At 53.5% G+C, this 21595-nt stretch carries 26 protein-coding genes and 1 riboswitch; of the genes, 9 read left to right on the top strand and 17 right to left on the bottom strand.

Annotated features, from left to right (window positions below; all coding sequences use genetic code 11):
- Positions 1-17: 17 nt before the first annotated feature.
- Positions 18-758 (bottom strand): VWA domain-containing protein, encoded by a 741-nt coding sequence (locus tag ACKPCT_RS03880; protein WP_319568446.1) that lies wholly within the window; start codon positions 756-758, stop codon positions 18-20.
- Between the two features lie 131 nt (positions 759-889).
- Positions 890-1324 carry a DUF1489 family protein gene (locus ACKPCT_RS03875; RefSeq protein WP_090071935.1) on the bottom strand — a complete coding sequence of 145 codons (435 nt, stop codon included), beginning with the start codon at positions 1322-1324 and terminating at the stop codon, positions 890-892.
- Between the two features lie 142 nt (positions 1325-1466).
- Here ACKPCT_RS03875 and ACKPCT_RS03870 point away from each other — a divergent pair, with 142 nt between their 5' ends.
- The 3 genes from ACKPCT_RS03870 to ACKPCT_RS03860 all read left to right on the top strand — a co-directional run bounded on the left by ACKPCT_RS03870 (position 1467) and on the right by ACKPCT_RS03860 (position 3361).
- On the top strand, positions 1467-2363 hold the full coding sequence (locus ACKPCT_RS03870) for an NAD-dependent epimerase/dehydratase family protein (RefSeq protein ID WP_319568445.1): 897 nt from the start codon (positions 1467-1469) through the stop codon (positions 2361-2363).
- Between the two features lie 291 nt (positions 2364-2654).
- A complete protein-coding gene (locus ACKPCT_RS03865) occupies positions 2655-2999 on the top strand; it encodes an ArsR/SmtB family transcription factor (RefSeq protein WP_319568444.1) in 345 nt (114 codons plus the stop codon).
- Positions 3000-3016: 17 nt separating this feature from the next.
- Positions 3017-3361, top strand: coding sequence for a rhodanese-like domain-containing protein (locus tag ACKPCT_RS03860; RefSeq protein WP_090071941.1), 345 nt, complete (start codon positions 3017-3019; stop codon positions 3359-3361).
- Between the two features lie 98 nt (positions 3362-3459).
- Here the strand turns inward: ACKPCT_RS03860 and ACKPCT_RS03855 are convergent, their stop codons facing one another.
- Positions 3460-3585 (bottom strand): hypothetical protein, encoded by a 126-nt coding sequence (locus tag ACKPCT_RS03855; protein ID WP_280141761.1) that lies wholly within the window; start codon positions 3583-3585, stop codon positions 3460-3462.
- A 272-nt stretch (positions 3586-3857) separates the two neighbouring features.
- On the opposite strand from ACKPCT_RS03855, the gene ACKPCT_RS03850 reads away from it, so the two are divergent.
- Both ACKPCT_RS03850 and ACKPCT_RS03845 read left to right on the top strand, forming a co-directional pair.
- Positions 3858-4544, top strand: a complete 687-nt coding sequence (locus ACKPCT_RS03850; RefSeq protein ID WP_090071942.1) for a DUF599 domain-containing protein — start codon at positions 3858-3860, stop codon at positions 4542-4544.
- A 183-nt stretch (positions 4545-4727) separates the two neighbouring features.
- A complete protein-coding gene (locus ACKPCT_RS03845) occupies positions 4728-5642 on the top strand; it encodes a DMT family transporter (protein WP_319568443.1) in 915 nt (304 codons plus the stop codon).
- Between the two features lie 21 nt (positions 5643-5663).
- Here the strand turns inward: ACKPCT_RS03845 and ACKPCT_RS03840 are convergent, their stop codons facing one another.
- The 14 genes from ACKPCT_RS03840 to ACKPCT_RS03775 all read right to left on the bottom strand — a co-directional run bounded on the left by ACKPCT_RS03840 (position 5664) and on the right by ACKPCT_RS03775 (position 17944).
- Complete coding sequence (locus ACKPCT_RS03840; protein WP_090071946.1) at positions 5664-6020, bottom strand: hypothetical protein; 357 nt, start codon at positions 6018-6020, stop codon at positions 5664-5666.
- Positions 6021-6130: 110 nt separating this feature from the next.
- Positions 6131-6559 carry a VOC family protein gene (locus ACKPCT_RS03835; protein WP_319568442.1) on the bottom strand — a complete coding sequence of 143 codons (429 nt, stop codon included), beginning with the start codon at positions 6557-6559 and terminating at the stop codon, positions 6131-6133.
- Between the two features lie 51 nt (positions 6560-6610).
- On the bottom strand, positions 6611-8017 hold the full coding sequence (gene mgtE / locus ACKPCT_RS03830) for a magnesium transporter (protein WP_319568441.1): 1407 nt from the start codon (positions 8015-8017) through the stop codon (positions 6611-6613).
- A gap of 292 nt (positions 8018-8309) precedes the next feature.
- Positions 8310-8978, bottom strand: a complete 669-nt coding sequence (locus ACKPCT_RS03825) for an adenosylcobinamide amidohydrolase (protein ID WP_319568440.1) — start codon at positions 8976-8978, stop codon at positions 8310-8312.
- The gene (locus ACKPCT_RS03820) at positions 8979-10439 is read right to left on the bottom strand and encodes a TonB family protein (RefSeq protein ID WP_319568439.1); all 1461 of its coding nucleotides are present in this window, start codon (positions 10437-10439) and stop codon (positions 8979-8981) included.
- Positions 10436-10831 carry a biopolymer transporter ExbD gene (locus ACKPCT_RS03815; protein ID WP_319568438.1) on the bottom strand — a complete coding sequence of 132 codons (396 nt, stop codon included), beginning with the start codon at positions 10829-10831 and terminating at the stop codon, positions 10436-10438. The genes ACKPCT_RS03820 and ACKPCT_RS03815 overlap by 4 nt, the downstream gene beginning before the upstream one ends.
- Positions 10818-11210 (bottom strand): ExbD/TolR family protein, encoded by a 393-nt coding sequence (locus ACKPCT_RS03810; protein WP_319568437.1) that lies wholly within the window; start codon positions 11208-11210, stop codon positions 10818-10820. Before ACKPCT_RS03810 ends, ACKPCT_RS03815 begins: the two co-directional genes overlap by 14 nt.
- On the bottom strand, positions 11210-11839 hold the full coding sequence (locus tag ACKPCT_RS03805) for a MotA/TolQ/ExbB proton channel family protein (RefSeq protein ID WP_319568436.1): 630 nt from the start codon (positions 11837-11839) through the stop codon (positions 11210-11212). Before ACKPCT_RS03805 ends, ACKPCT_RS03810 begins: the two co-directional genes overlap by 1 nt.
- Positions 11829-12650: an ABC transporter ATP-binding protein gene (locus ACKPCT_RS03800; RefSeq protein WP_090071960.1), complete on the bottom strand. Its 822-nt coding sequence runs from the start codon at positions 12648-12650 to the stop codon at positions 11829-11831. Before ACKPCT_RS03800 ends, ACKPCT_RS03805 begins: the two co-directional genes overlap by 11 nt.
- Entirely contained in the window at positions 12650-13651 is a 1002-nt protein-coding gene (locus ACKPCT_RS03795; protein ID WP_407652453.1) for a FecCD family ABC transporter permease, read from the bottom strand. Before ACKPCT_RS03795 ends, ACKPCT_RS03800 begins: the two co-directional genes overlap by 1 nt.
- A complete protein-coding gene (locus ACKPCT_RS03790) occupies positions 13652-14509 on the bottom strand; it encodes an ABC transporter substrate-binding protein (RefSeq protein ID WP_319568434.1) in 858 nt (285 codons plus the stop codon). It lies immediately after the preceding gene.
- Positions 14510-14579: 70 nt separating this feature from the next.
- Positions 14580-16478 (bottom strand): TonB-dependent receptor plug domain-containing protein, encoded by a 1899-nt coding sequence (locus ACKPCT_RS03785; RefSeq protein WP_090071974.1) that lies wholly within the window; start codon positions 16476-16478, stop codon positions 14580-14582.
- A 184-nt stretch (positions 16479-16662) separates the two neighbouring features.
- Positions 16663-16869, bottom strand: a riboswitch (cobalamin riboswitch).
- Between the two features lie 270 nt (positions 16870-17139).
- Complete coding sequence (locus ACKPCT_RS03780; protein ID WP_319568433.1) at positions 17140-17532, bottom strand: (R)-mandelonitrile lyase; 393 nt, start codon at positions 17530-17532, stop codon at positions 17140-17142.
- Positions 17533-17605: 73 nt separating this feature from the next.
- Complete coding sequence (locus tag ACKPCT_RS03775; RefSeq protein ID WP_090071984.1) at positions 17606-17944, bottom strand: carboxymuconolactone decarboxylase family protein; 339 nt, start codon at positions 17942-17944, stop codon at positions 17606-17608.
- Between the two features lie 170 nt (positions 17945-18114).
- Here ACKPCT_RS03775 and ACKPCT_RS03770 point away from each other — a divergent pair, with 170 nt between their 5' ends.
- The 4 genes from ACKPCT_RS03770 to ACKPCT_RS03755 all read left to right on the top strand — a co-directional run bounded on the left by ACKPCT_RS03770 (position 18115) and on the right by ACKPCT_RS03755 (position 21472).
- The gene (locus tag ACKPCT_RS03770) at positions 18115-19008 is read left to right on the top strand and encodes a LysR family transcriptional regulator (protein ID WP_319568432.1); all 894 of its coding nucleotides are present in this window, start codon (positions 18115-18117) and stop codon (positions 19006-19008) included.
- 282 nt (positions 19009-19290) lie between these two features.
- A complete protein-coding gene (locus ACKPCT_RS03765) occupies positions 19291-20751 on the top strand; it encodes a DEAD/DEAH box helicase (RefSeq protein ID WP_319568431.1) in 1461 nt (486 codons plus the stop codon).
- A 290-nt stretch (positions 20752-21041) separates the two neighbouring features.
- Positions 21042-21251, top strand: a complete 210-nt coding sequence (locus ACKPCT_RS03760; protein ID WP_090071988.1) for a cold-shock protein — start codon at positions 21042-21044, stop codon at positions 21249-21251.
- Positions 21252-21310: 59 nt separating this feature from the next.
- Positions 21311-21472, top strand: a complete 162-nt coding sequence (locus ACKPCT_RS03755) for a hypothetical protein (RefSeq protein ID WP_319568430.1) — start codon at positions 21311-21313, stop codon at positions 21470-21472.
- The last annotated feature ends 123 nt before the right edge of the window (positions 21473-21595 follow it).

Below are 21595 nucleotides of genomic sequence, written 5' to 3'. Positions count from 1 at the left end.
CTTGTTTTGCTCATCCCTTATCGCGAGGAAGTCGGTCCGGGCAGCTGCTTCTGCAAATCGCGCGGCAAACGGGTTACATCCCTGCCAGACGCAGCATAGGCTGCAATGCCCTTCAAATAGTCGGCCAACTTAAGTTTGGCTCCTGAATCGAACTGACCATAAGCGCCGCCGGTCAATCGCGCAATTGCCTTGAAGACATGAGCTGCCATCGCATCATTGCCTTCCTGAAAGACGAACACCGGCACGCCCTTGAGCGTAATATCACCCGCCAGACCGACGATCACATCAGGGTCTTCTTCCAGACAATCACCGACATAGACAACGGCGTCGATCTTGGTTTCCAGAACTTCATTTTTCACATGCTGTAAAATGCGCCCGATTTGCGTGCGCCCCGCGCGGCAATCAAACCGCTCCATCCAGCCGGTCATGTCTGCCGCCGATCGTGTCCAGCGGCTGGCACGGCATTCGCTCGTGCCACGAAAATAGACAAGCTGGGTGGCAAGGCCGCCATGGGTTTCCGCAACCTCGAACATTTCCTTTTGAAGGGAACAGGCAACATCCCATGTCGGCTGACGTGACATGGTGGCATCAAGAGCAAACAGAAGATTCCCGCTGGCAGGTTTCAGCCCCTTGGCTTCTTGCGCTTTGCGCACCATTTTCGCCTTGGAGAGAAACGCCGCCACCTCGCCTTTGTCAGAGCGGACTTCCGGCGTGGTCTGAGTCGTTTTTTCAACCAGCTGATCTTGCTTCTTGACCATGACGATCTGGGCCTCCCGAGCATTGTGTGATGTGGTCCGTTAAGGACCATTCATCCCCAATATTTAGGCATGCATTGAAAAAAGCCAACCAATCAAATGGTTCCGGAGCACCTTTGGACTGTCAAAGCAGCCTAGAGAAGCCCCAGATCCGCCAATTCTCGCCGAAAATCAGCCGGTAGATCATCATCTTCGCGTAAAGGATCAAGGTCTCTGGGGGCCTCGGTATCCTTGAGATAACGCCACCCCTGAAAGGCGCGCTTGGGCTGGGACTCGGTGCGGATCAATGTCGGATCCATCACGATCTGACAGCGCGATATGCCGTCATCCCCAACGATCTGCCTGAGATCAATAATCGGCTGCCGGGCGAGAATCATGCCTTTGATCACCCAGTAGAGCGATCCTCCATCCAGAATTTCATCCCGCCGCTTGGGAGACATGCGCGTGGTATGAATATGCTCTTCCGGTTCGCCCGCAAGCGATTGCAAATGCCGCCTGTGTTCGATCCACCGTTCCAGATCATCGACACTGTCGACGCCAACGCACAATTTTACAATATGAACTGTCATGCCGGTTCCTTATCACGCTGTTCATACGCTATAAAGTTAAGAACGGATCGCCAAAACTTGGCCATGGATTTATGCACATTTTGCTATAAGTTATAAAAACGCGAATTTTTGCAATTTGCACCTAAAGACAGGAAAAGACTCGATGCGAATATTTGTTACAGGCGGCACCGGTCTGGTGGGGAGCGCCATTGTCAAAGCTTTCTTGAAGCGCGGAGATGAGGTCACCACCCTCGCCCGCTCTGACAGAAGTGCGGATATTCAAAAAGGTCTCGGCGCAACACCAGTACGGGGCAGCCTGACCGATCCGGGCGACTGGGTTTCGCTGGCGCTGGAGCATGATGCCTTCATCCATGCTGCGGCAACCTTTGACAATGACATGGGCAGCGTCGACCACAATCTGGTGCGCGCTCTTCTGGAGATTGCCAAAAGCCTGCCCGAAGAGCGTCAAATTCCGTTCCTTTATACCGGTGGCTGCTGGCTCTATCCCGAAGAACCAGTCATCCCGATTTCCGAGCGGCACATGCTGGACCCGGTGCCAGAATTCGAATGGATGCTCGACAGCATCGAACAACTCAGCACATGCCCGAACTTTCTCCTCACGGTTATCCATCCCGGTCTGGTCATAGACAAGGGGCGCGGGTTCATCGCCGACTATGCGCGCGGCCTCAAGGAGGATGGCGAAATCACCATTGTGGGCGCCACGGACACCCATTTCCCCTTCGTTCATGCCGATGATCTAGCCCAACTCTATGTCAGCGCCGTGGACAACCGCGGCGATGGCCTGCTGCTCAATGCCAGCGCCATAAAAAGCGCCACCGCAGAAGAGGTTGGCAAGCTGGTCGCCCAAGCCTGCGGCCTGCCCTATCAGGCGCGTGTCATTTCCATTGAAGAAGCACAAGTCAAGCATGGCAACTGGGCCTCAGCCTATGCGCGATCCCAACGCATGTCATCGGACCGGGCGCATAATCAGCTCGGCTGGTCCCCGCGCTTTGACACCATAGAAGCCATGGTCGAAGACAGCGTCAAGTCAGACAGCTAGTTGGTGCGCTTTCCCAGCCGCATACTCACCAGTCAAACAACCGAAGGAAGCCATTGGCATCCTTCGGTTTGCATCCCCACCAACCCCGGGGGGGCCTTGGCGCGCCTAACGCTGCCCTGCCGATACCACCTATTTATATATCGCTTATTCCGAATTTTCGCTTGACTTAATATTCGAATATACTAAATTAGCAAAATCTAATGATACTGCTGATCAGAGTGAGCGAGCTGACCAAGGGTCCCCCAAATCCAAAGCTTGCTTGCCCCGATCAGGATCAAAGCAGGACCGGGAATGGCAGAGGATTCTTCAATCGAGGCTTTGGCGGATCAGGCAGATGAAGTTGCAAGACTTCTCAAACTGCTCGGCAATGGCAATCGCTTGCGGATCCTTTGTCAACTCACAGATGGCGCAGACAAGTCGGTAAATTGCCTTGCTGATCGCCTCCATATCAGTCAGAGCGCCCTCTCCCAACATCTTGCAAAAATGCGCGAAGATGGCCTTATTGCCGGCCGTCGCGACGCCCAGACCATTTACTACTCTATTTCAGATGGAAATGCAGAGTTACTGCTCAGCGTTCTGAAAGACCTCTATTGTTCCAATGACAGCACAGATGAGGCTCAGGCGAAAGCAGAGTGAGTTCAAAGGAAAGCCAAATGGCAAAAAAGCAGATCGTCAAGCAGATCAACCATGACGAAGCCAAAACCCTGTTGGACAAGGGCGCAATACTGATCGATGTCCGCGAGAAAATGGAACTGATGATGAAAGAGGTTCCGTCCGCCCTGCATCATCCCCTTTCTTCCCTGAAAGGCCCGATCGATACCAATGGTGCTCCGGCAGCTATTTTCTTTTGTGCCTCAGGCGCCCGCACCAACGGCTATGCACGCCAACTGGCCGATTGCGTCGATTGTGACGCTTACATGTTAACGGGCGGTGTCTATGCCCTCTCCCGCATGGGTGTTCAGACCAAGAGCGGCCTATCAAAACTATTCGGGCGCTAAACCCGCAGTTTGCTTAAAAGCAGACCCTGAAAATGAAAAAAGCGTGGGCTCGACCCACGCTTTTTTTCGCATTCTCCGCACATCTCTTAAGTGTGCGCTTAACCAGCAGCAATCGCTACCGTATCAAATGCTCCGAAGAAATACACAATGGCAAGAATGGCACCGAGGGCCAAAACCGCTTTCATTGTGACGCCCCAACAAGAAACGTTGACTTCGTTGTCCATGTAACCTCAGCTGTCACTTGACTATATGATACCGCACAACTCACGCTGTGAGCGCGGAGGCCCCCTTGTTAACGTCTCGGCAATAAATTCGCAACCATTTAGGCATGCATTTGCTGCAAGTCAGCAATCGGTGGAGAAATTTCTAAGAAAAACAATCATCTAGTGTTTAATAAATTTGTGCGTAATATGGCAAATCCGTGTTTCAATCTGGCGCAGTTTAGCCGATTATCCCGGCAACCCATAGGCTTTGCAAGTATGACAGGATCTCATCCATGATTCCATTCTCCACTTTGGATATCGTCGCCCTCGTTTGGTATCTCGTGATCTGGATCGGCTTTACCTATCTCGTCGATTATTCGCCGCTGAAGAAACACAATATATCCGTATCAATGGCAGCGCATAGACGCCGCTGGATGCGCTCGCTTTCAAAGCGTGAATTTCGCATGATCGATACCGGCATCCTGAATGGATTACAAAACGGAACCGCTTTCTTTGCCTCCACGTCCCTCCTGGCCATTGGCGCTGGCTTTGCCATGTTGAATGCCACCGATGTCGCAATGAAAGTCACAAATGATCTGTCCCTGCCCGTCGAGACCTCTCCCGAGCTTTGGGAGATCAAAGCCCTGTGCCTCACGGCCATCTATGTTTACGCCTTTTTCAAGTTCGGCTGGGCTTATCGCCTGTTTAACTACACCTCCATTCTGATTGGCGCCTTCCCATATGCCGGAGATGCATCGGAAGAGGAAATCGAACAGGCCATTGAACAAGCCGCAGAAATGAACACCCTTGCGGGTCATCACTTCACCCTCGGGCTGCGTGGCTTTTTCTTTTCCGCACCGGTGTTCGGCTGGTTTATCCATCCATGGCTGATGATTGCAGGTACAACACTTGTTGCTCTGGTTCTCACCCGACGCCAGTTTTTCTCCCGCTCGCAGGTAATTGCCAAAAACATCATCTAGAAGAAATCAGACAGGCTAGAAGACCGGTGCGGCGTGGTCCACCGCGCAGTCAGCCCACTCCTTCCGTTTGTAGACAAAAGGCCCGGGATAAGCGCCCTAAAAAGTTGCATATTGCAATTATTTGGGTCAAACGGGTATGATCCCGCCTCATAATCGATCCAAACATTCCAGAGCTTACTGCCGATGGCGCCTCACTCGATCCGCAAACCGACACCGCTTGACCTGTCCCTGATGCTGTTTCTGACGCTGATCTGGGCTTCATCCTTTATCGCCATCAAGGTTGCAGTGCTAGAGACCGGCCCGGTTTGGCTGGCCGCCATGCGCGTTGCCATAGGCTTTCTGGTTTTGCTGCCCTGGACACTCTATCGAGGCATCATCCTGCCCACATCAGCCAAGAGCCTTGCCAACCTGCTGATCATATCCCTGCTGAATGTCTCCATCCCCTTCATGCTGATCTCATGGGCGGAACTGACCATTTCAGCGGGCATCGCCTCGCTGCTGCTTGGCACCGGGCCTCTTCTTTCCCTTATCTTCAGCCATCTGACCACTCATGATGACAAGTTCAACACTTTCAAGGTCATAGGCATTATTCTGGGCTTTAGTGGTATTGCGCTGGTGGTTGGACACGAGGCCCTGCAGTCCGTTGGCACCGGAGCGATCCTTTCCATGGTCGCCGTGCTGGGCGCGTCGCTGTGCTACGCGATTTCCGGAGCCATGATCCGACAGGTGAAGGATATCCCCCCGACACGTCTGGCAACCCTTATCCTCGGATTTGCGACGATCGAACTGATCGGACTTGGCTTACTGGAGGGTGTGCCGGAACTGGCCAGTATATCCGGCGAAGCATGGTTGAGCCTTTTGTTTCTCGGCCTGTTGCCAACCGGTTTGGCAACCATACTGCGTTATCGCCTCATCTGGGCCATCGGCGCCAGCTTCTTCTCACTGGGTATGAATCTCATTCCTGTCTTCGGCGTTATTCTGGGCGCCCTGTTGCTGTCTGAACAGGTGGCCCTGACCACATGGATCGCCTTGGTGCTCATTCTCTCTGGCCTGATGGTGGCTCGCACAGCCCCTAAAGACAAGACAAAACCTGACTGAGATAGTCGGCGCTTCACTCCGTCACATCAGATCGAGATATTTGGCATCAACAAAGCCGATCTTGCCATTGATCTGAACTTCACAAACCCGGCTTTGAAGCATCTTGCGCCGCTGGGAAAGCGAACCATAGGCCCAATCGCGAAAGCTGAATTCATTGCGACACCAGCGCATCACAACCCCTTCAGTGCCTTTGGCAAGCGGGTATTTTTTCGCTGAATTGATCTCTGGTCCGGCTCGCAAATAGGTATCCTTGAGCACGACATAAATCGTGTCATACGGGCTCTGCGCGCCTTTATTTGCCATGGAGGATGATGGCGCTCCGGCGACGCCAGCACAAAGGAGCAACGCGCAGGAAAGAAGTCTGATCGAACGTTTCATGATGGCTTTCTCCGTCTTTTCTGATCGCGACACGGTTCCTTGCGATACCCTGACTGTAGCGAAGGAAAGACCAATCTGGCCAGACCGTTTGGCCCTCAAGCTAAAAGAAATCACTTATTTATCGGATCATTGGGCCAAACGCCCGCCGTCGCCAACTCGACAACATTGTTGAAAGGATCGCGAAAATAGATGCTTTGGCCACCAAGAGGCCACGTCACCCGGCTTTCGATGTCCACTTCTGCATCCTGCACCTTTGCGGACCAGTCCGAGAGCGTATCCTGTTCGATTTTAAAAGCAAAATGCGATGGTCCATAGGAGCTGTGCCCGGGCACCTTTTGACCGTTGATCAGCGCATCTTCATCACTCGCCCCGCGCAAACAGACAATCAAAACTTGTCCGGCAGCCACGTCATAAGCATGGATGCGATCCCCCTCGATCATGCGCTCAAGCCCCAGAAAGCCATGATAGAAATCATAGGCCTTCGCCAGATCATCCACATAGACCGGAGTTTCCAGAATACCTGTAATTCTGGTTGCCATCCTCTTCCCCCTGTTTTACTGCCTGCGCTTTTTCTGTCTGCGCCTTCTGATTTACATCAGGCCGAACCACCAGCCGGCAAGGCCAAGAAATGAAAAGAAGCCGACAACATCAGTCACTGTCGTAATGAAAACGGAAGAGGCAATTGCAGGATCAACCCCGGCCTTTTGCAAACCAACGGGAATGAGGATGCCCGAGAGCCCGGCAAAAAACAGATTGACGACCAACGCCGCCCCCATGACATAGCCAAGCTGGATATTGGAAAACCAGACTGCCGCTATGATCCCAAGGATAATAGCAAATGCAATGCCATTGAAAATCGAGACCAGAATCTCACGAGACACAACGCGCAGCATATTGAATTTGTCGAGATCCTGCGTGGCAAGCGCTCGAACGGCAACGGTCATTGTCTGCGTGGCAGCATTACCCCCCATAGACGCAACAATCGGCATGAGCACGGCCAAAGCTACCATTTGCGCAATGGTTCCATCGAAGAAGGCAATCACTTGCGAGGCAATAACGGCCGTTGCCAGATTGACAATGAGCCAAGGCATACGGGACATAACAGTCGCAACAACCGTATCGGTAATTTCTTCGTCACCAACACCACCCAGACGCTTAATGTCTTCAGCAGCCTCTTCATGGATCACGTCGACGACGTCATCAATCGTGATCACACCAACCAGTCGCTCTCCCTCATCGAGCACAGCGGTCGACAAAAGGTCATAGCGTTCGAACAGGCGGGACACCTCTTCCTGATCCTGATCCACCATAACAAAATGGCGTTCTTCATTCTGAATTTCGGAGATGCGTGTTGGCCTGCGTGAGCGCAGCAAGGTATCCAAAGATATGGTTCCCAGCAACCGATGGCCGGGATCAATTACAAAAATCTGGTAGAAATCATCAGGAAGATCAGTGGTTTCCCGCAGATAGTCAATTGTCTGACCAACGGTCCAGAAGGGTGCCACCGCGATGAAATCCGTCTGCATCAAACGCCCGGCGGAATCTTCGGGATAATCCAACGAACGCTTGAGTTGAAGCCTATCTATGGCTGGCAGAGCCGCCAGAATCTCGGCCTGATCCTCTTCTTCCAGATCTTCCAGAATGACGATGGCATCATCCGAATCCAACTCGCTGATGCCCTCGGCAACCAGCTCATTCGGCAGGGATTCAACAATCTTGGAACGCAGGGAATCATCCAGCTCGACAAGCGCGGTATAGTCGAAGGAATCGCCCAGCAACTCGATGAAATCGGAGCGGTCTTTCGGACTGAGGGCTTCAATGATATCGCCCAGATCCGCCTCATGCAGATCCTGCGTCAGACTGACGAGAAGATCGGAATTGCGCGCTTCGATGGCATCGTCGATGAGCTGGAAAAGCTCTTGGGAAATCATCCCATTCTCATCGCGCACCTGCTGCAATACAGAGGCGCCATCCTGATTGATCTCTTCGAATTGCACTGACTACCTCTTTATTGCGAACCACATCCCGATACGACACGAACCTACCCTGTTCTGCCGCAAAGCGCCATCAGACTTCAAGCCTTGTTTCTTTTCAAACACGGATTTCCTGATAAACAAATTATATATATAGCGTTAATGCTTTAACGCCCGAAAAGTTCAAAGAAAGGCGATTATACTTTCCTACTAGACGCCCATCGGGATCCTCCGCCGGTTTCCCGGTCATAGACTTTGGACAGGCATGAAAAGTATCGGAACGCTTGTCATCTATGCGAAAATATTGGCGGCTAATTCAACCGGGGAAAGCTATGCCGGGCCTGGTTTTTCGCCATTTGCCAATAGCTTCAGAAACCGAGGCATAGACTGAATGACCAATTGCCTCTCCCAAGGCCGTATGCAGCCCCGCATAAGCGCCCTCGCCTTCAGGCGCGACAACGGCGACACAATCCGTGCCCGTTCCGGTCGCCCGGCCCGTGGCGATCTGGATATCTGCATCACACACAGCCGCAGTGCGGGCCTCCGTGGCGATGGACATCGCTTCCAGAAGAGCCCAGTCCTCAAGCCCCTGATCAATGATGACGGCAAGATTGATAGTGCCCCATCCCTCTTTGCTCCAGTCAAGGCGCCTACCGATCCGCTCGGCATTGGAAAGCCCCACTGTCACAATCGCCTTGACGCGGACAGTCTCAACCTCTGCATCAGCAACGCAATAGTTGCCGATATCACATGAAGTCAGCATCGTTACGGCATCCAGTCCGTCCCGCGCTTCAAGCTCCTTTTCCAGCCATGCAACTGGGTCAACGTCAATCGGCAGATCCTTGTTCTTGACTTCCCGCCAGAGCAACTGCTGCGCAGTGACAAGGCCGGGGCGGTTCACCGCCCAACTGGCAACACGCGCCGGATGAGAAAAAGAAACACAAAGCCAAGGCGCTTCATGAACGATCAAACATGGAAAAGGCATCTATCTTGAGAATCTCACAGGCAGGGTCAAAGTGTGTCGAGCCCCGGAAAACTCCTTTGGCGGTTTCGGCGCCGGAGAAGCTCGCATGGGAAGCGAACGAATTTCATCATCCAGATAGCGATCCCCCGCACTCTTGACGAGCGTGGACTTGAGAACACGACCAGACTGATTGATCACAATGCGTACCACGCCCTGCCCCTGAACGCCACGCATTTTGGCCGAACGAGGATATCGCTTGTGCCGCTCAATCCAGCGGCGTAACTGGGTCGCATAACTGGCACGGACACCACGGGAACCAGCTCCGCCGGCCTTGTTGGAAGTCCCGCCATCACCTCTCACAGATGCCTTGGGCGAATGTCCGGAATTCCGGGCTGCCCCGGCCGCCTTGCGACTTGAAGAGGAGCGAGCCGTTTGGCTGCTGCCACCGTCTTTAAGTCCCTCGGCTTTCGTTACTCGCAAGCCTTTTGGTGCGGGAGCCGGTTTGATCTTGGGTCTTGGCGCAGATGCGGGCAAGGCCGTCAGCGCACCGCCCTGCATGAGCGAAACCTGCTGAGCCGGTTCGGCCTCTTCCTCTGAGGGATCCTCTTCTGGCTTTGTCTCGGCAACAGGCGCAAACTTCGGCAGCATCATAGGCTGGACGGGATCAACCCTCTCGTCTTCTACCGCCATCTCGACCTCAGGCTGAGGCGCTGGTGCAGCTTCCATTTCCGGCTTAATCGCAGGCTTCGAAGCAAGGAGAGGCTCAGGTGCAGGCTTGGAGACGGGAGTTCGAAGAACTGCGCCCTCTTCGGGCTGCGGCTCTTCAGGCTCATCAGGTTCAGGCTCAGTCTCTGCTTGTAGCTTTGTTTCAGACCCTGTGATTGATGGCACGACCGGCTCGGGCGATTGTGGCTCTGGCTCTTTGGTTGCAACAACCGGTCCTGTTTGCGGCTCTGCTACTGGCTCAGTAGCAGGACTAGCGTCTACCTCGGACTTGTCAGCGAAGACAGGCTCATCATCGGGTGTGGCCGTTTCTGCCGCATCGATTGTTTCAGGAATATTGGGCTCAACAGACGGCTCTGGCTCTGTTGCGTCTGAAGCGACCACTTCTGGTTCAGATGGCTCTTTCAGTTCGGTCTCGTTCGCTTGCGTTTGAGTAGACGCCGGATCGGCCATAGCATCGGCTACGGTCTCAGAAGGCTCCAGAGCAGGCATCTGGGCGGGCTCCTGTGCAGGCACCTGAGCCGACATGGGCTCGCTGTCGACCTCTTCGCCATCGCCATTCGCCATGACATCCTGATTGCCACCGGCGGTCCCCTGCCCCATATCTGGCATGATGCTCACCTGCATATTGCCCATGAAGGCCCCGCCCATGTCATAGCGGGATTCCCCATCAAGCTCCGCCCAATAGGCGAACGCCAGCGCAAGGTGTACCAGAACACCAGCACAAATGCAGACAATCCATAAAGCCAATCGCTTCACCGTTGCCGCACCTCCAGCTTGACCTCACCCTTGCTATAGGGCTGGAACATTTGCGCCAGCTCGAGCACTTTGGCAAAATCGGCTCCCGCATCCGCGCGGATCACCAGATCTCGCGCCTCGGAGTCTTCCTGAAGCGCCGCTTTCAGCGCCGCAAACGCCTCATCCCTTTGCATATGTGACTGGAACTGAACCGCCCCTTGCGCATCAACAAAAAGCATCAGGGATGCGCCTTTTTTCTCGCTCAAAGCGCTCTCTGCCGGATCGATATCCAGCGCGGGCCGCTGAGAAATATGCCCCATCAGCATCAGGAAGATGAGCAACAGAAACACGACGTTGATCATCGGTAGAATGGTTTCGCCAAAGGCTGGCCGTTCTGGTTCATTGAACTGCATTGCTCGCCTCCGGAACCAGAGAAACCGCAGATATGCCCAGCGCCTTCAGCCGATCAAGAGCATCAACGCCATGCTGGATCGGCACTGACGCCTCCAAAAAGATGCTCACCGGCTGACGGTTGGTGACAGCATCCGCCAAGGCCTGATCCACAGGTTCCCCTGCGCTGGTCAAAAGGTCCCCATCGGCCTGCAAAACCAGACGCAACGCGGTGGACTGCCCGCCGCGGCCGCTTTGCCCCTTGACCAGATCAATCACGCGATACTGGCTAAAGGAGGAAACAAGCATGAAAAAGACAATCAGAATAAAGATCACATCGATCAACGATGTGAGGCTGACCCGAGGTCTGCGCCTTCTTTCTTCTGAAAAATCAAACGCCATTACTCGGCTCCAGCCTTCAGGACATCATTCTGCGCAGAAGTCTCGGAACGATAGTCGGAGCGCTCTGCCCCGTTACCAAACAGTGCATCGGTCGCAACACACTCAAGGCGATAACGCAGGCTCTCGACCAGACTATCAAGCAAAGCATGAATGATCATGGCTGTGAGGGCGATCACCATGCCCGCAGCTGTGGTGATAAGGGCTACCCAGATACCACCAGCCAGATCGGAAGGATTCACTGCATCGCCAGCGGCCTGCATGGCCTGAAACGCATCAATCATGCCAAGCACCGTACCCAGAAGCCCCAACAACGGAGCAGCCGTCACAATCAGCTCAAGCAATCGAAAGCCCGTGCGCGCCTGTCTCAAAAAACCGCGCACAACAATGGTCGCGCTTTCCTCGATCTGTTCTCGTGTTGCGCCCGCTTTCTTTCTCTTTTCAATATGATAGCGCAAATCTTGCGCTGCACCACAGCGATAGAAATGCGGCTGCAACATAGCAATTTGCACCACGGAAACCAGCGCAGTCGCAACCGTCAAAATCGAAAGGGCAGCCAGTGCGACGAGCGTCCATCCCCCCATATCGATCAACAGGGACCAAAGCTCAAACAAATGTTGCTTAAAGGCCATTGGCTTCTTCTCCTTCGGAAGCCCCGCTCATGGGCTTGGCGTGTCCTACCAATTCGGTCGGAATAATGAAAGACTGTTTGCCAACTTCCACATTTTGAATGCGGACCCCGTAAACTTCTCGCATACGCCGCTCTGTCATGACAGCCTTGGGGGTGCCATCATCAAGCAGCACACCATTGTTCAGAATAAGGATCCGGTCACACCATTGGCTGGCCAGCGAAAGATCATGCAATGATACCAGCACCGTCTTGCCCTGCGCGACCAATTGCTTAAGCAGGCGCATCAGACCGATCTGATGGGCAGGATCCAAACCATTCACCGGCTCATCGGCAATGATTGTATTGGCCTCTTGCGCCACCAACCGCGCAATCAGCACGCGCGCCTGTTCGCCACCGGACAATTCATCAAATGTGCGCATTTGCAGGTCTGTAAGGCTCATCAGATCAAGAGCCCGATCCACGGCCTCTTCATCAGCTTGTGAGGGGCGCCCCAAACCGGTCTGATGGGGCATGCGCCCCAGCATCACAACATCCCGCACCGCCAAAGACCAGTGCACGACCCGCTCCTGAGGCAGAAAGGCAACCCGCCGCGCCAGCTCCATCGCACTCAATTCAAAGCTGGGCACCTCATCTATGAGAATTTGCCCCGAGAAATTGATCAGCCCTACCAAAGCCCGCATCAGAGACGACTTGCCCGCCCCGTTGGGGCCGATCAGGCCGATAAGCTCGGGCTTGCCGGAAGCAAAGGTCACATGTTTGACCGCCTGGCATTTGCCAAGCTTTATGCCAACGCCGGAACATTCGATGGACATTACACGACCCTCCTTCTGATCTTGCGCAAGAGCCACAGGAAGAATGGCGCACCGATAATGGCGGTGACCACACCGAGCTTGAGATCCTTGTCAGGCATCACCAGACGAATGAACAAATCCGCAGCCAACAGGAAAGCAGCCCCACCAAGGGCGCTCACGGGCAACAACCGGCTCGGCCGCGAGCCGACAAGAGGGCGCAAAAGATGCGGCACGATGAGACCAACAAAGCCGATGGTGCCGCTCACGGCAGTGGCCGCCCCAACCCCGACAGCCGTCCCCACGATGGCCATGCTGCGAGTGCGGCGCATATCGACCCCCAAAGAGCGCGCCACATCTGGCCCGAGGCTCAGGGCATCCAGCGCACGGGCCGTTGAGAACAGCATTACGCTCCCCACAAGAATCAACGGAACAGACAACCACACATGCACCATACTGCGGTCCGTCAGCGACCCCAGCATCCAGAAGACAATTTCCAGCGAAGCAAATGGATTGGACGACAGGTTCAGAGCCAGCGATGTAAGGGCACTTGCCAGTGACGTAATGGCTACGCCCGACAGAATGAGCGTGAGCACATCCGCGCTTCTGCCAGCCAAAAGCAGAAGCAGCAGCACCCCGAACAAGGCACCGAACAGCGCCGCAATAGGCAGGGCATAGGCGAAGGCTGTTGTCAGCCCCGTATAGATCGCGATGACTGCCCCGAGCGAAGCGGAAGCAGACATGCCCATGACACCCGGCTCAGCCAGCGGATTGCGCAAAAGCCCCTGCAAAACGGCGCCCGATAGCCCTAGAATGCCACCGATGGCCAGCCCGAGAATAGCGCGCGGCAAACGAATCTGGAGCAGAATGATCTGATCCACCCGTGTCACATTATCACTTGCGCCGAAGAGACCATTCAAAGGATTGATCCACACTTGCCCGACAGCCAGCGAGAGCAGGAATAGAACCACAACGAGCCCCAATAGCGTCATCGTCAGAATTGGAAATGAAGGACGCCCCATCAATTAGTTTCCTCGTTCTCGTTGCAGTATCTTTTTTTGCAAGTCCGCGATGGCATCCACCGTAAATGGCCCGCCACAGATCCAGTAGCGCGTATCAACGGTGACACGTCGCTCTGGACCGAACCATTCATCAAGCGCAGGATGGCGCAGAATCTGGGTTGCGCGTGCAGGGCCACCGGTCCATTGGGACCAAGACATGACAAAATCCGGGTTTTCGCGAATGAGCGCCTCAAGCGACAATTTTACCGAACTCCCATGAAACCCAAGGTCCTCCCCCATATGACGCAGGCCCGCAGCCTTAATCATTTCATTGGCAAGAGTGCCAGCGCCGCCGGTGTAGCTGCTGGGCTCATAGGAAGCCAGAACCTTTTGTTCTTTGGGAGCGCTTTTCTTGAGGGCGGCAAGCTTGTTGTCGAAATCCCTGAGCAATCGGCTGGCCCGCTCATGTTGGCCCAACAAATTTCCAATCCGCAGGATATTCTTGCGGATAGCATCAAAGCCGCTGTCGGGTGAGAATTGCTCGACACGCACACCGAAGCGCTGCAGCAGATTGATTGTATTTTTGGATGTATAGATGCCAGCCAAAACGAGATCCGGCTTCATCCGGATAATTTCCTCGGCGCGGGCATGATTCATGCGGTATCGCTTCGCTCGATCAACCATCACGGATGTATTCGGATCAAAAGCCAGTTTTGATACAGAGATCAATTGGTCCGGCCCCGCGACCATCATGGCGAGTTGGTCAGTACAAAGATTAATCGAGACCACCCGCTGGGGCTGAAAATGAGGATGGGCAAATCCAGGCTCGGGCGCCAACCCGCCCAATAAAAGCAGCACAGAAACGAGCAGCGTCCGAACCATATAGTCTTTATCCCTCAAATGGGAAAAGGGCCACACCCGTTAGTGTGCCCCTTTTTGCGTTAAAGCAGGATCAGAAATCGGCCTTCAGACCAACATAACCGGTGATACCGGCCGTGTTATAGCCATAGACTTCTTCATAGTCCGCATCGAACAGGTTCTCAACGCGTCCATAGATCTGTGCATGATCGTTGATCTGGTAATCCGCCCCGACATTGACCACAGCATAGTCGGCAAGGGTTACCGGCGAGGAAACGTACCAACCTGATGGATTGATCGTCCACACATTATCCGTCATATCGCCGTTGAAGATCGCATCAGCAAAGATATGCGCCTTGCCATCAAGGAAGGATTTGGTGATCTGAACCGATCCCTGATGCTCAGGAGCACGAATGATCGTTGCGCCCGATTCCACATCAAGATAGGTGTAGGAGGCCTTCACATGCAAGGTATCCGTCACGGCAAGATCTGCGGCCACTTCGATACCCTGCTTTTCGGTTTCATCGCTCGAGTTGCACAGGCTCGTTACAGCCCCTGCGCCACAGCTGATGATCGCATCCGTCAAGGTCTGGCTGAAATAGGTCACGTCAACAGCAAAGCGATCATCAAACATTGATTGCTTGATGCCGAAGTCCCAGCCGATGCTGCTCTCGGGCTTCAGATTGGGGTTACCGATAAAGGTGGTGTAGCTACCGAACTGGTCATAGAAGCTCGGGTTCTTGACACCTTTGCCAAATGACGCATGCAAGCGTGTATTGGTCTGATCGATCTGATAGGCAGCGCTAGCGCTGTAGGTAACAGCGTCTTCGAAATCATCATTGACATCATATCGGACAGACCCGTTCAGGAACAGTTTGTCCCAATATTGGCCCTGATATTCACCAACGAAGCCATAAAGATTACGCTCCTGCGTACCGTTATTCAGATAGCCATCTTCAAAGCTTTCATACTCCCATTCGGAAGCGCCCGTAACACTGTGTTTGGCAGCGGCAAAGCTAGGCGTATCGAAGAAGTAGGTACCCTGATAACCAAGATGGGTCCGTTCAGTTTTTGCCAGATACAGGCCGCCGGAATTCTGCTTGCTTTCCACGTTGGTATATTCGGCCTTGACCTTCTGCACCAACTGGCCGTCCATTGATGACAGGGTCAGACCACCACCGGTGTAGAATTCACGCGTCTTGCTGTAAAGGCCCGCAGCATCAGTCGCTTTACCTGTGGTATAGCTTGTATTGTCCACGTCCGAGTTGCGATCCGTGTAGCGCATGGACCCATTGAAGCTCAGATCATCGGTCAAATCGACATTCAAGCGTCCATTGAGTGTGAGGTTGCGATCCCCATCATCTTCGGAGCCATCATCGGAAACGTTGAACCCGTCCGTTCTTCTGAAGGCGCCGGAAAAGGCATAATCGAAGCGCTCCTGACCTCCAGAGAGCCCCAGATCGACGAGGGCCGTGCCATCAGTGCCGGTTTCGGTTTTGATAGAGGCATGGTTGCCGTCCCGTTTGCCGGACTTGGTGATGATATGAACCACACCGGCAATCGCATCGGAGCCATAAAGCGCGCTCTGCGGTCCGCGCAAGACTTCAATGCGCTCGATATCAGAAACCTGAAGCCCACCAAAGTCAAAAGACCCGTTGGCATTCTCGGTAGCTTCGATGTCGTCGATCAGAACAAGCACATGGTTGGTCTGCGATCCACGGATACGGATATTTGTCAAACCGCCATAGGAACCGGTCCGATTGACAATCACACCCGGAACGCTTCTCAAAGCATCGGCAACATATTTTGTCTGGTTCCGTTCAAGCTGCTCACTGGTAACGACGGTGTAAGCCCGGCCTACCTTTTCTTCGTCAACCGGGATCAGCCCTGCACTAACCACAACTTCATCAAGGTTGAACTCTTCCGCATAGGCGCTTGTGCTTGCAAGCAAACCCAGGGCAATCAGGCTGGTGACACCCGCTTTTCCTGACATTGATAAACTCCCAACAACACCCCAACGCAAAATTTCGCGCTCGGAGCATCCATATTTATTCTGCCAACCAGCCCTTCATTTCAGCATGCGCACAAGCAGCCTCTGAAAGAGCAGGCAAACAGATCTGGTTTTTGTGATGTCACCTCAACGGAAAGGCCGCACCCTGACACACCCCGTATCAAAGGTCGGGTGACAGACAAGGGCAGGTCTCCTGGCTACGCGGGTCTTCGCTGAATATTCCCCTTCCCAACGGCTAAGGCCAGTCAGTGGATCTTCAAATATCAGCTTACCGCTCACAGTTGCGGGGGCAGCCACGGTCTCGACGAAATCGTCTCACCGTGTTCCCTTTTCATCCGAATGGATCGTCGGAACCTTCGTCTCGGGGCGTAATATGTAAAAAAAGTATTGCTGCGTCAACGCAAGCAGACCGCAAAAGGAAGACAGCAATCACTTTCCATAGATAAAACATTGAATTATCTATAGATATCAGAATACATACCGTCTTGTGAGAGCCATTTCTCGGTGCATAACTGGTGCAGAAATTACCACTAACTTCCCATGCATTTATAACAAATCAGTCACATACGTAAAAAGCCGGAAGCGATCAACGCTCCCGGCTTTCAGCCACTGTTTGATATGCTTGCCCCGATATCAAACGGGCTCAGCCCTCATATTGCTCATCTGTAACGGGATCGCCCCAGACATTGGCATCAGCCGACTCATCGGGAGCCTGCATGGCCACATGAACCATGAAGCGGTTAGGCGCAGCCCCATGCCAATGCAACTCATGGGGTTCAAAGAAAACAGCAGTCCCCGGCAGCAGAACTTCAACCGGTCCACCTTCTTTCTGGCAGCGGCCTTCCCCTTCAGTCACATAGATAAGCTGGCCGAGATTGTGGCTATGCCAGTGAGTGCGCGCGCCCGGTGTGAAATGCACATTCGCGGCATTCACACGCGTGCCATCCGGAGCCCCCATGAAGTCAACATATACATCACCAGTGAACCACTCGGCGGGCCCTTTGAAGGTATCGATACCATCGCGAAAGATTTTCATTGGTCTTTCCTTGTCATTATTGAATTTGTTCAGAACCGGCCCAAGTGCCATGTATCAGGGCCGCAATCATCGGCTATTTGCTATCAGCGTTTGCAAAGACTTCACGTGCTATCGGCAGGGCCGTGTTCGCAGTTGGCCAGCCCGAATAGAAGGCCAGATGCGTAATCACCTCGACGATTTCCTCTTTGCTGATGCCGTTTTCCATTGCCTTGTTGAGATGAAATGGCAGCTCATTGACGCGATAAAGGGAAATAAGGCTCGCAATTGTAATCAGGCTGCGATCTCGCGGTGAAAGACCGGGCCGCTCCCAGACATCACCAAACAGCACATCATCAGAATATCCGGCCAGTGCAGGAGCAATATCGCCAAATGCCTTGCGGGCCGGAGAAAGCTCTTCTTCTTCTTTTGCCATAGTTTTTTCCCTTCAGGATCTCAAAGTCACATCAGTGAAACGAGCCAATCGATACCGCGTGAACAGGTGCGTCATCGACCGGCCTTTCCAATCTTGCCGCCAATATAGAGGATGGTGATTTTTCGCTGTAGCTGTTAAAAACGAAATTCAGTATTAAGTGGAGCTAATCAATGGCCAAGCCAAGCTATGACGATCTGTCGGTTTTTCTCGCAGTTGATCGGGAGGGAAACTTCACCCGCGCGGCAGCCAAACTCGGCGTATCACCTTCTGCTGTCAGCCAGACGATCCGAGGGCTGGAGGAACAGCTCGGCGTGCGCCTTCTGACACGCTCCACCCGCAGCGTCACCCGCACCGAGGCTGGCGACAAGCTTCTGGCGCGTCTCGCCCCCATGTATGACGAAATGGATATGCTGCTTGCAGAAGTGAGCTCTCTGCGCGAGAAGCCGGCAGGCACCGTTCGCATCACGGCCGATGAAATTGCCATCGAGCAGGTACTCTGGCCCAAGCTGAAAAAGGTGCTCGACGACTATCCCGAAATCACCGTTGAACTGATGACCGACTATGGCCTGACAGACATTGTGGCCGAACGGTTTGATGCTGGCGTGCGACTGGGCGAGCTCATCGCCTCGGACATGATTGCCGTTCCCATAGCACCGGAAATGCGCATGACCGTTGTTGCCGCGCCGCGCTATCTGGACACCCATCAAAAGCCCACTCGTCCTCACGATCTCACCAGACATATATGCATCAACCTGCGCCTACCGACACACGGCGGCCTTTTCGCCTGGGAATTCAGCGAAAATGGTCAGGAATTTCGCATTCGAGTGGAGGGGCAATTGGTCTTCAACAGCGTGGGGCAGATTCTGCAAGCCACCCTTGATGGCTACGGACTGGCACAAATGCCACTTTGCCAGGTTGAGCCCCACCTGCAGAACGGCACGCTCGTAGAAGTACTGCAGGATTGGTCGGAACCCTTTGCAGGCTATCATCTCTACTATCCCAGCCGCCGCCAACAGACCGCCGCATTCCGAGTTGTGGTGGAAGCCCTCAGGCACCATTTCTGAGAAACCGGCCCGCAACGAAAAATGCTAGCGATACGAAATCACTTGAACCTTTGCTTTTTTTGCTGTACATAGCCATTTCTTGCCCGAGCGTGGACGATAGTCGCAATATCAGCGGAGCAAGATTTCTTGCTAACAATCGTGATGATTGTTGCCGGGACGAACTCTTTGAAGTTCAGACCCCATAGGCAGCTTTTCTGCGCAAGCTTCCCCCTTTTGACAAGACGAACGTCATTGCTCGCTGCATTCATGCGCGACCAAGCAATGGCATATGGACAGATCTTTTTGACAAATTTCAATGACCTCGGCCTCGCCGAGCCTCTTCTTCGTGCCCTTGAAGCCGAAGGTTACACCACCCCTACTCCCATTCAGGCTCAGGGCATTCCCGTGGCCATGTCCGGCAAGGACATTCTGGGCATTGCCCAGACAGGTACAGGCAAAACCGCATCCTTCGTGCTGCCTATCCTCGACCGTCTGGCTCGCAACGACAAACGCCCGACCCCGAAATCGACCGAAGCCCTCATTCTAGCTCCGACCCGCGAACTGGTTGCCCAGATTGCAGAAAATATCCGCGCTTACAGCAAGCATATGCGCGTATCGGTCACGATTGTGGTTGGTGGCGTCAAACCAGGGCCTCAGATCCGCAAGCTGGCCAGCGGCAGCCATATCATCGTTGCCACCCCAGGCCGCCTGCTTGATCACATGAACAATGGCTATGTTTCCCTCAGCCAGACCAGTTATGTCGTGCTGGACGAAGCAGACCATATGCTCGATCTGGGCTTCATCCCCGACATTCGTCGAATCATGAAGCAGTTGCCCAAGAAGCGCCAGACGTCCCTCTTCTCAGCCACGATGCCGACCCAGATCAAGGCACTGGGGCGGGACTTCCAGAACAAACCGACGGAAGTGGCTGTAGCCACCGTTTCCCGTCCGATCGAACGCATCACCCAGAGCGTCCACCTGCTTGATCACGCATCCAAACGTCAAGCCCTGACAAAGATGCTCTCCGAAAAAGATGTCGAACGCGCCATCGTCTTCACCCGCACAAAACGCGGTGCAGACAGGGTTAGCCAGCATCTGCAAAAAGCAGGTCTTTCGGCGACCGCAATCCATGGCAACAAAAGCCAGGGACAGAGGGTCCGGGCGTTGGCAAGCTTTAAGTCGGGCGAAATAACCATCATGGTTGCAACGGACATTGCTGCGCGCGGTATCGACATTGATGATGTGTCCCACGTCTTCAACTTCGAGCTGCCTGAAGTACCGGAAGCCTATGTTCACAGAATCGGACGCACGGCTCGCGCCGGGCGCACCGGCACTGCTATTTCTCTCTGCGATCCGTCAGAAGCCAAGCTTCTAAGAGAAATCGAAAAGCTGATCGGCTCCAAATTGCATGCAGAGAAAAGCGACAGCTATTCGCCACTGGATGCGCAGGTTCCGGATACGCCTCCCAAAAGCGCAAACAGAAACCGCAATGGCAATCGGAATCAATCAGCCGAGCAGGGCCAGAAGGCTAAACCCCGCCGCAATGCACGCAAAAGTAAGCCTGCTGATCTTAAAGCCAACGAATCCTGGTCTCCACTGGATGGAGCGGCCAAAGAAGGCAAACCGACATTTGGCAAGAAAAAGCCACGTGGCAGCGCCAAACCTGACGGCTATATGAGTCGGAATCGGGGCGGCGCCTCCAATCGGCGCAAAGGCAACGGCCAAGGCAAAAATTCAGCCCCCAGACCAGCCGCTTTCGCCTGACACGAATAGCAACAATATAAATCAAGAAAATAGCAGCTTAGGGCTGCTATTTTTTTACCCAAAGCTTGCCACAACAAATTTTCTTGAGGAAAAAATAAAAAAAATCTATATAACAGGGGTTTGCATCTTGGCTTTTTAAAAAATAGACTAGATTTTTGACTCATTCAGCTTTATAAGAGGGTAGCTAATTGATTTCGTAATACTGTTCCTACCCGGCCAGCATTCGATGTTGATACTGCCGTGTCGCCGCATGTCGCGGGCGATGATACTACTTCAAGGAACAGAATTCCATGTCTACTGGTACCGTTAAATTTTTCAACACCACCAAAGGTTACGGCTTCATCGAGCCAGAAGAAGGCGGCAAAGACGCTTTCGTTCATATCTCTGCTGTTGAAAGATCCGGTCTCTCTACCCTGTCTGAAGGCCAGAAAGTTTCTTTCGAACTGGAAACCGGTCGTAACGGCAAAGAATCAGCTGTAAATCTGCAGTTGGTTGACTAATTCAGAGTTAAGGCCAGCATTATTTGATGCTGGCCTTAACTTTTTAGCGGGGGTAAACCGTGAACAGAAAAGACCGGCTCGCTGCCGAAAAGCTATTTTCCATGGGTGATAAGTCGCAAGATAGTGAACTGAGCGACTATGAATTAAAGACCAAAAAGGTCAGAGAGAAAAACGCCCGCCTCAAAGCGCTCCGTATGGCGCAAACTGACAAAAAGCAGTAACCAAGCTTCATTTAATCTCCATATGACCAGCATTCGATGCGGTCAGGCTTATAAAGTTGCCTTGGCGATTGTTTCGAGAGGAGCATCGCAAGGCATAAGCATGTTTAAACGCTCTCACTTTCT

The sequence above is a fragment of the Cohaesibacter marisflavi genome (assembly GCF_963665895.2).
GTDB lineage: Bacteria > Pseudomonadota > Alphaproteobacteria > Rhizobiales > Cohaesibacteraceae > Cohaesibacter > Cohaesibacter marisflavi.
The sequence above is the reverse complement of the archived record's forward strand: the minus strand, read 5'-3'. Positions and strand labels throughout refer to the sequence as shown.

Coding starts and splice junctions, on each gene's coding strand:
- ACKPCT_RS03880 (WP_319568446.1), bottom strand. CDS start 758: ATGGTCAAGAAGCAAGATCAGCTGGTTGAAAAAACGACTCAGACCACG.
- ACKPCT_RS03875 (WP_090071935.1), bottom strand. CDS start 1,324: ATGACAGTTCATATTGTAAAATTGTGCGTTGGCGTCGACAGTGTCGAT.
- ACKPCT_RS03870 (WP_319568445.1), top strand. CDS start 1,467: ATGCGAATATTTGTTACAGGCGGCACCGGTCTGGTGGGGAGCGCCATT.
- ACKPCT_RS03865 (WP_319568444.1), top strand. CDS start 2,655: ATGGCAGAGGATTCTTCAATCGAGGCTTTGGCGGATCAGGCAGATGAA.
- ACKPCT_RS03860 (WP_090071941.1), top strand. CDS start 3,017: ATGGCAAAAAAGCAGATCGTCAAGCAGATCAACCATGACGAAGCCAAA.
- ACKPCT_RS03855 (WP_280141761.1), bottom strand. CDS start 3,585: ATGGACAACGAAGTCAACGTTTCTTGTTGGGGCGTCACAATGAAAGCG.
- ACKPCT_RS03850 (WP_090071942.1), top strand. CDS start 3,858: ATGATTCCATTCTCCACTTTGGATATCGTCGCCCTCGTTTGGTATCTC.
- ACKPCT_RS03845 (WP_319568443.1), top strand. CDS start 4,728: ATGGCGCCTCACTCGATCCGCAAACCGACACCGCTTGACCTGTCCCTG.
- ACKPCT_RS03840 (WP_090071946.1), bottom strand. CDS start 6,020: ATGAAACGTTCGATCAGACTTCTTTCCTGCGCGTTGCTCCTTTGTGCT.
- ACKPCT_RS03835 (WP_319568442.1), bottom strand. CDS start 6,559: ATGGCAACCAGAATTACAGGTATTCTGGAAACTCCGGTCTATGTGGAT.
- ACKPCT_RS03825 (WP_319568440.1), bottom strand. CDS start 8,978: ATGCCTTTTCCATGTTTGATCGTTCATGAAGCGCCTTGGCTTTGTGTT.
- ACKPCT_RS03815 (WP_319568438.1), bottom strand. CDS start 10,831: ATGCAGTTCAATGAACCAGAACGGCCAGCCTTTGGCGAAACCATTCTA.
- ACKPCT_RS03810 (WP_319568437.1), bottom strand. CDS start 11,210: ATGGCGTTTGATTTTTCAGAAGAAAGAAGGCGCAGACCTCGGGTCAGC.
- ACKPCT_RS03805 (WP_319568436.1), bottom strand. CDS start 11,839: ATGGCCTTTAAGCAACATTTGTTTGAGCTTTGGTCCCTGTTGATCGAT.
- ACKPCT_RS03800 (WP_090071960.1), bottom strand. CDS start 12,650: ATGTCCATCGAATGTTCCGGCGTTGGCATAAAGCTTGGCAAATGCCAG.
- ACKPCT_RS03790 (WP_319568434.1), bottom strand. CDS start 14,509: ATGGTTCGGACGCTGCTCGTTTCTGTGCTGCTTTTATTGGGCGGGTTG.
- ACKPCT_RS03785 (WP_090071974.1), bottom strand. CDS start 16,478: ATGTCAGGAAAAGCGGGTGTCACCAGCCTGATTGCCCTGGGTTTGCTT.
- ACKPCT_RS03780 (WP_319568433.1), bottom strand. CDS start 17,532: ATGAAAATCTTTCGCGATGGTATCGATACCTTCAAAGGGCCCGCCGAG.
- ACKPCT_RS03775 (WP_090071984.1), bottom strand. CDS start 17,944: ATGGCAAAAGAAGAAGAAGAGCTTTCTCCGGCCCGCAAGGCATTTGGC.
- ACKPCT_RS03770 (WP_319568432.1), top strand. CDS start 18,115: ATGGCCAAGCCAAGCTATGACGATCTGTCGGTTTTTCTCGCAGTTGAT.
- ACKPCT_RS03760 (WP_090071988.1), top strand. CDS start 21,042: ATGTCTACTGGTACCGTTAAATTTTTCAACACCACCAAAGGTTACGGC.